The sequence below is a fragment of the Lysobacter sp. F6437 genome (assembly GCF_052547215.1).
This window is the reverse complement of record NZ_JBQWRB010000005.1, coordinates 1-11,321: the sequence shown is the minus strand read 5'-3', so window position 1 is coordinate 11,321 and position 11,321 is coordinate 1. Positions and strand designations below refer to the sequence as shown.

At 67.6% G+C, this 11,321-nt stretch carries 9 protein-coding genes and 1 other RNA gene; 8 read left to right on the top strand and 2 right to left on the bottom strand.

What is annotated here, in order from left to right; all coding sequences use genetic code 11:
* Complete coding sequence (gene pepQ / locus ACT9F5_RS13155) at positions 1-1,329, top strand: Xaa-Pro dipeptidase (protein ID WP_445120419.1); 1,329 nt, start codon at positions 1-3, stop codon at positions 1,327-1,329.
* Positions 1,330-1,700: 371 nt separating this feature from the next.
* On the opposite strand, the gene ACT9F5_RS13150 is transcribed toward pepQ, so the two are convergent.
* Both ACT9F5_RS13150 and ACT9F5_RS13145 read right to left on the bottom strand, forming a co-directional pair.
* Positions 1,701-3,038: an aminopeptidase P N-terminal domain-containing protein gene (locus ACT9F5_RS13150; RefSeq protein ID WP_445120418.1), complete on the bottom strand. Its 1,338-nt coding sequence runs from the start codon at positions 3,036-3,038 to the stop codon at positions 1,701-1,703.
* A 1-nt stretch (position 3,039) separates the two neighbouring features.
* Positions 3,040-3,597, bottom strand: a complete 558-nt coding sequence (locus ACT9F5_RS13145) for a UPF0149 family protein (RefSeq protein WP_445120417.1) — start codon at positions 3,595-3,597, stop codon at positions 3,040-3,042.
* A 122-nt stretch (positions 3,598-3,719) separates the two neighbouring features.
* Between ACT9F5_RS13145 and ACT9F5_RS13140 the strand changes: the two genes are divergently transcribed.
* From ACT9F5_RS13140 to rpiA, 7 genes are all read left to right on the top strand, one after another.
* Positions 3,720-8,300, top strand: coding sequence for an EAL domain-containing protein (locus tag ACT9F5_RS13140; RefSeq protein WP_445120416.1), 4,581 nt, complete (start codon positions 3,720-3,722; stop codon positions 8,298-8,300).
* Between the two features lie 64 nt (positions 8,301-8,364).
* On the top strand, positions 8,365-8,586 hold the full coding sequence (locus tag ACT9F5_RS13135) for a TIGR02449 family protein (protein WP_445120415.1): 222 nt from the start codon (positions 8,365-8,367) through the stop codon (positions 8,584-8,586).
* Complete coding sequence (locus ACT9F5_RS13130) at positions 8,583-8,885, top strand: cell division protein ZapA (RefSeq protein ID WP_445120414.1); 303 nt, start codon at positions 8,583-8,585, stop codon at positions 8,883-8,885. The genes ACT9F5_RS13135 and ACT9F5_RS13130 overlap by 4 nt, the downstream gene beginning before the upstream one ends.
* 93 nt (positions 8,886-8,978) lie before the next feature.
* A non-coding RNA gene (gene ssrS, locus ACT9F5_RS13125) (6S RNA) lies at positions 8,979-9,166 on the top strand.
* A gap of 116 nt (positions 9,167-9,282) precedes the next feature.
* On the top strand, positions 9,283-9,882 hold the full coding sequence (locus tag ACT9F5_RS13120; protein WP_445120413.1) for a 5-formyltetrahydrofolate cyclo-ligase: 600 nt from the start codon (positions 9,283-9,285) through the stop codon (positions 9,880-9,882).
* Entirely contained in the window at positions 9,879-10,349 is a 471-nt protein-coding gene (locus ACT9F5_RS13115; RefSeq protein ID WP_445120412.1) for an EVE domain-containing protein, read from the top strand. Before ACT9F5_RS13120 ends, ACT9F5_RS13115 begins: the two co-directional genes overlap by 4 nt.
* 8 nt (positions 10,350-10,357) lie before the next feature.
* Positions 10,358-11,020 carry a ribose-5-phosphate isomerase RpiA gene (rpiA, locus tag ACT9F5_RS13110; RefSeq protein WP_445120411.1) on the top strand — a complete coding sequence of 221 codons (663 nt, stop codon included), beginning with the start codon at positions 10,358-10,360 and terminating at the stop codon, positions 11,018-11,020.
* Positions 11,021-11,321: the final 301 nt, after the last annotated feature.

Below are 11,321 nucleotides of genomic sequence, written 5' to 3'. Positions count from 1 at the left end.
ATGACAGCTCCCGACCTGGCGCACGCCTACCCACGCCACGTGGAGGAAGTGCAGCGCCGCAGCGCACAGGCGCTCGAGCGTGGCGGCTTCGACCACCTGGTCGTGCCCAGCGGCTCGCTCCACTACCAGTTGTTCGACGACCGCGACTACCCGTATGCGGTCAACCCGCAATTCAAGGCCTGGGTGCCGCTGACCCGCAATCCCGGCAGCTGGATCGTCCACACCCCCGGCGGGAAGCCCCGGCTGATCTACCTGCAGCCGTTCGACTACTGGCACGTCGTGCCCGAGGCGCCGAACGGCTACTGGGTCGAGCAGTTCGACGTGGTGGTGATCCGCACGCCGGAGGAGGCGTTGCAGCACCTGCCGAAGGACCCGCGCCGCTGCGCGATCCTCGGCGAGCCGCAAAGCGCGCTGGGCGAGTTCGTCCCGAACAACCCCGCCGCGGTGGTCGATTACCTCGAATACCACCGCGCGCTGAAGACCCCGTACGAGATCGCGATGATGCGCGAAGCCAGCGCCCATGGCGTACGCGGCCACCGCGCCGCCGAGCGCGCCTTCCGCGCGGGCGCCAGCGAGTTCGGCATCCACCTGGCCTACTGCCAGGCCGCGCGCCAGGACGCCAACGACCTGCCGTACGGCAACATCATCGGCCTCAACGAACACGGCGCCGTGTTGCACTACACCGACCGCGACCGGGCGCCGCCCCGCGACATCCGCAGCTTCCTGATCGACGCCGGTGGCAGCCACGACGGCTATGCCAGCGACATCACCCGCAGCCATGCATTCGATCCGTCGTGCGAGTTCCAGTCGATGATCGACGCGGTCGACGCCGCCGAGCAGCGACTGTGCGACCGCGTCCGTGGCGGCATCGACTACAAGCAGATCCACCTCGACGCGCACCTGGAAATGGCGACCATCCTGCGCGACTTCGGCGTGGTCGACATGAGCCCGGAATCGATGCTCGAGACCGGCGTCAGCGCCAAGTTCTTCCCGCACGGCATCGGCCATTACATCGGCCTGCAGGTGCATGACGTCGGCGGCTTCCTCGCCTCCGACGAGGGCGGTCGCATCGAGCCACCCGCGGGCCACCCGTTCCTGCGCCTGACCCGCGTGCTGGAACCGGGCGCGGTGGTGACGATCGAGCCGGGCATCTATTTCGCCGACCTGCTGCTGGAAGAACTTCGCAACGGTGAGCATTCCGGCTCGGTGGACTGGGACAAGGTCGATGCCTTCCGTCCCTACGGCGGCATCCGCATCGAGGACGACGTGGCCTGCACCGACGGCGACCCGATCAACCTGACCCGCGAAGCGTTCGCTGCGTTGGGATGAGTCTTGATTACAGGTGTTTTTCGCACCTGATCGCAGAACTAAGGAATCCCGGCCGCAGCCGGGATTTTTTGTGGCTGCGGGAAACGCCTCATCGAAGCTCTCGAAGTGCGCTTTGGAAGTGGCGTCGGGCAGCCAACAAAGCCACAGCCCAAAACCGCGACGCGGCGTCCTGTCCGGGTATTGCGGAGAGTGAGCCATGGATGGCCCACGGCTGTGAGTGCGGCCAGGGATGGCCGCCCGAACCGAGTAGCAATACCCGGACAGGGCGACGCTCCCGCCCGAAGGCGCGACCTACCGCTTTTGGCTTTTGGCTGTCGCCCCAAGGACGCGCACCACGACACGCGAGCCTCAAAACAAAACCCACTTGCGCCCTATTCGCCCACCCGCGCCTGCGCCATGAACGCCTCGACCTCGTCCGCACTGCGCGCCAGCCCGTCGGTCAGCACCTTGTGGCCGTCCTTCGTCACCAGCACGTCGTCCTCGATGCGGATCCCGATCCCGCGCCACTTCGCCGCCACGCTGGTGTCGTCGGGCGCGATGTACAGCCCCGGCTCGATCGTGAACACCATCCCCGGCTCCAGCAGGCGCGACTCGCCGTCGATGCGGTACTCGCCGACATCGTGCACGTCGATCCCGATCCAGTGACCGGTCTTGTGCCGGTAGAACCGCTTGTAGCCGCCGTCGGCGATGTTCTTCGCCAGCTTGCCCTTGAGCAACCCGTGCTGCAGCAAGCCCTCGGTCAAGGTCTCGACCGCTGCGTCGTGGCCTGCCTGGTAGGGCGTACCCGGCCGGGCCTGCGCCAGCGCCGCGGCCTGCGCCGCGCAGACCAGGTCATGCAGGATCCGTTGCTCCTTGCCGAAACGGCCATTGGCCGGGAACGTGCGCGTGATGTCGGCGGCGTAACCGCGGTACTCCGCACCGGCGTCGATCAGCACCAGGTCACCGTCGTGCACCGGGCCGTTGTTGGCGACGTAATGCAGCACGCAACCGTTGCCACCGGCGCCGACGATGCTGCCGTAGGCCGGCACCGCGTCGTTGGCACGGAACACCCGCTCCAGTTCGGCCTGCAGTTCGTACTCGTGCATGCCTGGCCGCACCGCGCGCATCGCCGCCTCGTGCGCGGCCACGCTGATGTCGGCGGCGCGTTGCATGAAGCGCAGTTCGTCGCGGTCCTTGAACAGCCGCAGCTCGTCGAGCAGGTGGCCGAGTTCGAGGAACTCGTGCGGCGGCTTGTTGCCCATCTTCATCATCGCGCGCACGCGGTTGACCCAGCCGATCAGCTTGAGGTCGAACTCGGCGTCGCGGCCGAAGTGGTAGTAGACCCGCGAGCGGCCCTCGAGCAGTCCCGGCAGGATGTCATCGAGGTCGGTGATCGGATAGGCGTCGTCCAGTCCGAACGCCTCGACCGCGCCTTCGGTGCCGAAGCGCGGACCGTCCCAGCCTTCGCGGTCCTGGTCACGCTCGCGGCAGAACAGCACCGTCTCGCCATGCGCGCGCCCGGGCACCAGCACCAGCACCGCCTCGGGCTCCGGGAACCCGGTCAGGTACAGCAGGTCCGAATCCTGCCGATACGGGTAGTGGGTGTCGCGGCTGCGCACGCGCTCCGGCGCGGCCGGCAGGATCAGGATCGCGTCGTCGCCGGCGATGCGCATCAGCTGCTTGCGGCGCCGCGCGTAGGCCTTGGCCGGCATCGTCAGGGGCTTGTGCATGTCAGTTCAGCCGCTGGCGATGCTCGGCAGCGAGCACGCAGTCCCCGTGCAGCAGCAGCGTCGCGACGCGGACGAACTCCTCGATCTCGACCAGCGCGGCCTCGTCCTCCTCGTCGCCGTCCTCCTGCGGTTGGGCGGCGGCGAGCTTGGCGAGGTCGCCGAGGGCCTCGGTGGCCTCCTCCGACAGCTTCGGCGCAGCACCGGCCGCCATCCCGAAGGCGCCGAGGAACCCGCGGCACCAGTCGAACAGGGCGCCGCTGCGCACGGCCAGCGACGCGTCGGCATCCGGCATTAACAAGGCGAATTCGAAGCTCCGGTCCGCGAGCTGGGCCGCGCTGGCAAGCCGCAACTGGTCCAGCGCGCTGCCTTCGGCCGGCGTGGCCAGGGTGGCATCGACCATTACCCGGGCCGGCCATTCCCGAGCCGGCGCGCCGCCGCCGGCCAGCCAGCCGCATAGCGAACCGTGCAGTTCGGAGGGGGACGTGGCGAGCGCCAACCGCCGGATCTCGGCGTCCACGGCGGACAGTTCGGGCAGGGTCGGCGGGGCGCTTTGCGACATGGACGGTCACCGCGATGGGGCCCTGCAGTCTATCAATCCGCAGGGCGCCGCCGCGGCGGAACTTGTTGCCGGCCCGCGGGACTGCCTACACTGCCAGCTGCCACGCCAACCGCCGCGGTGCCGTGCGTCCGTATCCGCCATCCGTCACCCCCCTGCGCCGCATCTGCACGACCGTGCTGGCCTGCCTGCTGCTGGCCGCGGCGTGGTCCACGCCGGTGCAGGCGGCTACCCGCGATTACTACTTCACCCCGGTCGGCAGCGCCCGCGGACTGAGCCAGAACACCGTCACCGCGATGGTGCAGGACACCCAGGGGTTCGTCTGGGTCGGGACCCAGGGCGGGCTGCACCGCTACGACGGGCAACGTTACGTATCGTTCCGACACGACCCACGCGACCCGAAGACGCTGCCCGACAGCTACATCACCGCACTGGCACTGGAAGGCGATGGCGCGCTGTGGGTGGGTTCGTACTCGCAGTTCGTGTCGCGCATCGACCTGGTCAACGGCGATATCCGCCGCTTCGCCGCGGGTACCCGGGACGGCGGCCAGGCCGGTCGCCAGGTGTTGGCGCTGCTGCCCCGCGACGGCCAGGTGTGGATCGGCACCATGCAGGGCCTGGAGCGGTTCGACCCGGGCACCGGCAAACGCGAGCGCGTGCTGCAACTGGAACCGCAAAAATTGCGCACCTCGCCATTCCAGCAGTTGCTGGCCGATCGCGACGGCAACGTCTGGTGGGCCAGCGCCGCCGGTTTGTTCAAGGTCGACCGCAACCACCGCGCCCGTCTGGTCGGTGCGCCCGGCGCCACCCTCAGCCTGCTGATGGACCGCGACGGACAGCTCTGGGTGGGGCGACGCGACGGCCTGTTCCGGCTGTCCGGCGACGGCACACTGGTTCCGGCATGGCCTCGATCCGGGGCCCGCGACGCCGATCCCGGGCCGGTCCGCGCCATTGTCCAGGCACCGGACGGCGCGCTCTGGCTGGCCATCGCCAGCGGTGGACTGCGCCGGCTCGACCCGTCCAGCGGCGCGGTTCGCTCGATCCGCGAGGACGCACGCTTCGATGCCGGCCTGCCGGAGGATTCGATCGCTTCGCTGATGGTCGACCGCAGCGGCATGCTGTGGATCGGCGGCCTGTTCCGCGGGGTGTCGCTGACCGATCCCCGCGGGACCCGCTTCAGCTACATCATCGACCTGGAGGGCAGCCGTCCCCATAACCCCGCGGCCGACGACAGCATCCGCGCGATCCATGAAGGGGTCGACGGCACGTTGTGGATCGGCACCGACAACGCCCGGCTGCTGGGCTACGACGTCGCCGGGGACCGCTTCGAGGATTGGACCGCGCGGCTGCCACCCACCGATGACGGCAAGGCGCGCCGGGTCATGGCGATCGCCGATGCCGGCCATGGCCGGCTCTGGCTGGCCACCACCAACGGCTTGTTGCGATTCGCACCCGGGTCCGGGGCGGTCGAGGAAATCGCACTTGGCGAACTCACCGGAACGAGCCTGCGGAGCCTGCTGGTCGACCACGATGGCGACCTGTGGCTCGGCACCCAGAACCGCGGCGCACTGCATTACCAGCGTCGTGGCGGGCGGGTCGTCCACTACAGCCATCGCGACAACGATCCGCACCAACTCGCCCACCCGACCGTGCATGCCTTGCTCGAGGATCGACGTGGCCGGATCTGGTTCGGCACCGGTGGTGGCCTGGACGTACTGGAACCCACGACCGGCCTCCTTCGACATTTCAACCACGACCCCGACAACCTCGATGGCCTGCCGGGCGGCCTGGTGCGCGCGCTGTATCAGGACCGCGACGGGACGCTCTGGGTCGGCACCCACTCCGGCCTGAGCAGGGTCGTCGAAAGCGCTGGCGGCGAGATCACGTTCCAGCACCCGCTGGCCGAGGCGCTGGGCGACCAGCCTGTGCCCACGGTGTTCACCATCGCCAGCAACGACTCGCCCTCCGGGCGGTTGTGGCTGGGCACCGGCCACGGCGTGATCCAGCTCGACACCCGCTCGCTCACGGTGCGCAACTACGGTCTCGCCGACGGCCTGCAGGATCTCGAATTCAATGGCGGCGCGGCGGCCACCCTGTCCGATGGCCGGATCGCACTGGGCGGGGTACGCGGGCTCAACCTGTTCGATCCCGCGCGGATGAAGGACTCGGGCTACGTCCCGCCGTTGCGCCTGCTGGCCGCCGGTATCGGCGCCGATGCCCCCGATGACGGCGGGATCATGTGGAACACGGCGAAGCTGCAAGTGGCCGATGGCGCCGACATCCTGCGGCTGCGCATCGGTGCACTCGACTTCGCCCCCGCCGCGAACATCAGCTACCGCTATCGGATGGACGGCTTCGACCGCGGCTGGATCGACAACGGAGCGCGCCCGGACATCACCTATACCCGGCTTCCCCCTGGGAAATACGTGTTCCGGGCGCAGGCCAGCAACCGCGACCGCGGCTGGGGCGGGATGGAATTGCGGGTTCCGGTGGTCGTCGCGCCACCGTTGTGGCGCCACCCGCTCGCGATCACCGCGGCGGTGGTTGCAATGCTGGTGCTGCTGGCGACCCTCGGCTGGCGCTGGCACCGGCGCCGCCATCGCGAACAGGAGTGGTTCCGCCAGATCAGTGAACGCGAAGAGCGGCTGAAGCTCGCGCTCTGGGCTTCGGGTGACCAGTTCTGGGACTACGACGTGGCGACCCACGCGATGCACCGGATGCGCGTGCCCGAGTCGGCCACGGCACGACCGGAAGCTGAAATCGCGGTGGAGAGCCGCGTCAGCAACGCCCATTCGATCCATGAAGAAGACCTTCCGGGAGTGCTGGATACCTTGCGCCAACACCTGCGCGGAGAGGTTGCCCTGTTCATGTCGGAACACCGCACCCGCGACGCCAGCGACGAGGACTGGCGATGGATACGCGCCCGCGGCCGGGTCGTCGATCGCGATGCCGATGGCCGCGCCTTGCGGGTGGCCGGCACCGCCCGTGACATCACCGCCAGCCGCAGCGCCGAGCGGGAACGCCGCATTTCCAGCGAGGTCCTGCGTTCGATGGCCGAGGCGGTGGCGGTGTTCGATCGCGACTTCATGTTCGCCTCGATCAATCCGGCCTTCACCCGGATGATCGGCTACAGCGACAGGGAGGTGCTCGGCCGCTCGACCAGCCTGATCGACAGCAACCAGCACGACCCGGATTTCTACACCCGCATGCGCGCGGAACTGCAGCGTGCCGGACGCTGGTCCGGCGAGATCTGGCAACGACGCAAGGATGGCAGTGAGTTCCTGTGCTGGTTGCAGGCCAGCGCGGTGAACGACGGCAACGGCCAGCACGGCCACTACGTCGCGGTGCTGAGCGACATCACCGACCAGAAGCGTGCCGAGCAGGAGCTGCGCTACCTGGCCAACTACGACACCCTGACCACCCTGCCCAATCGTGCGCTGCTGTCGGAGCGGTTGTCGCGGGCGATCGGGCAGGCCCGGGCCAGCGGCCGCAAGATCGCGGTCCTGTTCCTCGACCTCGACCGGTTCAAGGACATCAACGACTCGCTCGGCCACGCCGCCGGCGACCGCATCCTGCGCGCGGCCGCCCACCGACTGCAGCAGACCGTCGGCGCCCACCACACCGTGGCCCGCCTCGGCGGTGACGAGTTCACCGTGGTGTTGGAGGACCTTCAGGATGCGATGCAGGCCGAGCACGTGGCGCGCGAGCTGCTTGTCGCGTTCGAGGGGCCACTGGACTTCGACGAGCGCCACAACGTGGTGATCTCGCCGTCGATCGGGATCAGCCTGTACCCCGACCACGCCCGCGACCCGACCGACCTGCTCAAGCACGCCGACACCGCCATGTACCAGGCCAAGGCGATTGGCCGCCGCGCGTTCATGCAATACACGGAAAGCATGGATGTCGACATCCGCGTCCGCGCCACCATCTCCGCCGCGCTGCGCAAGGTGCTCGACACCGACGAGCTGTCGCTGGCGTTCCAGCCCCGGCTGTCGCTGGCCGACGGCCGCATTACCGGCGTCGAGGCCCTGTTGCGCTGGAACAGCCTAGAACACGGCGAAATCAGCCCGATGCGGTTCATTCCGCTGGCCGAGGAGACCGGCCTGATCCTGGAAATCGGCGAATGGGCCTTGCGCCAGGCCTGCTGCACGCTGCAACGCTGGCGCGCGGAAGGATTGTCTGATTTGTCGATGGCGGTGAACGTATCCTCGTTGCAGTTGTTGCGCGGCAACCTGCCGGGGGTCGTCGCCCGGGTCCTGGCGGAGACCGGCGTTCCGGCCAGTTGCCTGGAACTGGAACTGACCGAAAGCGTGATCATGAGCAGCGCCGACGAAACCGCGGCGACGTTGCAGGCCTTCCGCGAACTCGGGGTCAGCCTCGCGATCGACGACTTCGGGACCGGGTACTCCTCGTTGTCCTACCTCAAGCGGCTGCCGATCACCACGCTCAAGATCGACAAGGAGTTCATCGGCGACCTGACCCACGACCCCGACGACGCGGCGATCACCAGCACCATCATCACCATGGCCCACTCGCTGGGCCTGACCGTGGTCGCGGAGGGCGTTGAAACCGAAGCCCAGATGCACTTCCTTCGCGTCCACGGCTGCGACGAGATCCAGGGCTACTGGCTGGCCCGGCCGATGGCACCGGCACAGTGCCAGGCATTCCTGCGCGAACACCAATCGATCGAGGCGACGCCGGGCTGAACACGACGGGCCTTCCCCAAACGCCGCTCCTTGACCCACCCCCGGCGCCTGCTATCGTGCGCGGATGGACCGTGCCGAACTGCTCGCCCAACTGCAGGCCCTCGTCGAGCGAATCGACGAGCTGGCCGACAACACCCGTCGCCTGCAGGAAGAGAACCGCAGCCTGCGCCAGCAACAGGAAACCCTGTCCGGCGAGCGCTCGGCATTGCTGGCCAAGAACGAGCAGGCGCGTAGCCGGGTCGAAGCGATGATCGCGCGGCTGAAATCGCTGGAGCAGCACACGTGAGCAGCAGCCAACCGGTCAGCATCCACCTGCTCGACCGTGAATACACCGTCGGCTGCGAGCCGGACGAGCGCGACAGCCTGCTTGCCGCGGCCAAGCTGCTCGACAGCAAGATGCGCGAGATCCGCGGTGGCAACCGGATGGCCGCGCTTGACCGCGTCGCCGTGCTGGCCGCACTCAACTTCGCGCACGAGTTGCAGCAGCTGCGCAACGAAGACGAGAGCAGCAGTCGCGAAATCGCCCGCAGCCTTGGCGACCTGCAACGCAAGCTCGACGGGTTGTTCGACACCCCCGCCGGATGACGCGCGAGCGGTCCGGGCAATTGCCTGAACCCGGCATCGCCGACACCGACAGACGGGCCTTCCCATCGCGCCTGTCGCGCTATAATCGCCGCACGTCCTCTGCTGTGGACGACGGCGTGCGCAAACATACGCCTTGTCCCTTAATTGCGACCATGGGGGCGCAACGGAAGCCCGGAGTGCAAGTCCGCCCTGGTAGCGGGAAGCCCGAAGGCCTCCAGGCGTCCCCACTTGAACCCCGGGTTCAAGGTCGTTTCGCGCGCATCGCCATCGGCGGAGGACTTTTCTTTTTTGCGGCCGGAATCCGTGGCGCCACTGGATTGGTGCCAGGGAGCTGCCGCTGTGCTGCGGTCCCTGCATTGCGGCCCCGTCATGCCACACGCGACCAGGATCCGACTGGATGACCGTCGACCACGCAGCATCCCGCCGCCAACTTCGTTCCGAACTCCGCCAGCGCCGTCGCGCATTGCCCGCGGCCGATCGCATTGCCGCCGCCGACCACCTCGCCCTGAACCTGCTTGCCCTGCCCTTCATGCCCAGCGACGGCTATGTTGCCGGCTACTGGGCGATGGACGGTGAGATCGCCCTGCATGCCTGGCAACTGAAGTTGCCACCCGGCTGCGTGTACTGCCTCCCGGTATTGGCTGGGGATCACCTGCGATTCGCGCCTTGGCGTCCCGGCGATGCCCTGGTCAGCAATGTTTATGGCATTCCCGAACCCGATCTCGCCCCCGCCTCGCTGCTTGATCCGCAACAGATGTCGTTGGTGGTGGTGCCGCTTGTCGGCTTCGATGACAGCGGCGCACGGCTCGGCATGGGCGGTGGTTGGTACGATCGCAGCTTCGCCTTCCGTCAGGATCGCCCGGCGCCGCCATGGCTGGTAGGTGCAGCGTTCGCGAGCCAGCAGGTGGAGTCACTCGAAACCGCCGACTGGGACGTCGGCCTCGATGCGGTCTGCACCGAATCCAACACCCACGATTTCCGACTGGCCACTCCATGACAGCACGCCGCCGCTACTGGTTGATGAAGTCAGAGCCTGATGCGTTCTCGATCGACGACCTGCAGCGGGTCGACATCGAGCCGTGGAACGGCGTGCGGAACTACCAGGCGCGCAACTTCATGCGCGATGGAATGAAGGTCGGCGACGGCGTGCTGTTCTACCACTCCAATACCACCGTTCCCGGCATCGTCGGTACCGCGACGGTGGCCAGCGAAGCGTACCCGGACGAGACCCAGTTCGACCCGAAGTCGCACTATCACGACCCCAAGGCCACCCGCGAGGAACCGCGCTGGCAGCTGGTCGACATCAAGTTCGAGCGCAAACTGTCGCGCACGATTCCGCTCGACGAGATCAAGCGCCATGCCGATCGCCTGGGTGAGGAGTTCGCCCTGATCCGGCGCGGCAACCGGCTGTCGGTATTCCCGGTCTCCGCCGCGCAGTACAAGTACCTCCTTTCCCTCGAGTAGCTCCGAACATGTCAGAAGCCAAGCGCCTGGCCGGCGAAAAAGCCATCGATTACGTGGAAGACGGCATGATCGTCGGTGTCGGCACCGGATCAACCGTGGCCTATTTCATCGAGGCCCTGGGTCGGATCAGGCATCGCATCCAGGGCGCGGTCTCCAGTTCGGAGCAAAGCAGCGAGCGATTGCGCGCACTCGGCATCGACGTGCTCGACCTCAATTCCACCGGCGCGCTGTCGTTGTATGTCGACGGCGCGGACGAGTGCGATCCACACAAACGCCTGATCAAGGGCGGCGGTGCCGCATTGACGCGCGAGAAGATCATCGCCGAGGCCAGTGCGAAGTTCGTCTGCATTATCGATCCGGCCAAGCAGGTCGACATCCTCGGCAGATTCCCGTTGCCGGTCGAGGTCATCCCGATGGCCCGCAGCCTGGTCGCGCGCGAGATCCTCGGCAGCACCGGTGGCCAACCGGTCTGGCGGCAGGACGCCGACGGCAAGGGCGTGGTCACCGACAACGGCAACGCGATCCTCGATATCCACGGACTGAGCATCGTCGACCCCGTCGCACTGGAAGCGGCGATCAACCAGATTCCCGGCGTCGTCAGCGTCGGCCTGTTTGCCCGTCGAAATGCCGACATCGTAATCGTCGGCGGCGAACCGCCACGACTGCTGTAAAGCCGCCATTCTCTGGTCACGGCCGGGCCTCCCACCGTCCCGACCACCCCGCGCTTTTGCAGGAGCGGCTTCAACCGCGACCTGAAGTCGGCGCAGGCGAACGATGCCCCGATCGCGGCTGAAGCCGCTCCTACAAGTGCCGCCCTGCGGGATGCCCGCAAGGGCGCGCAACATTATCCGCGCACAAAAAAAGGCCGGTCCCTTTCGGGGACCGGCCTTGGGTATAAATGCCCAGCGATGACCTACTCTTGCATGGCTTAGGCCACACTACCATCGGCGCATGTGCGTTTCACTTCCGAGT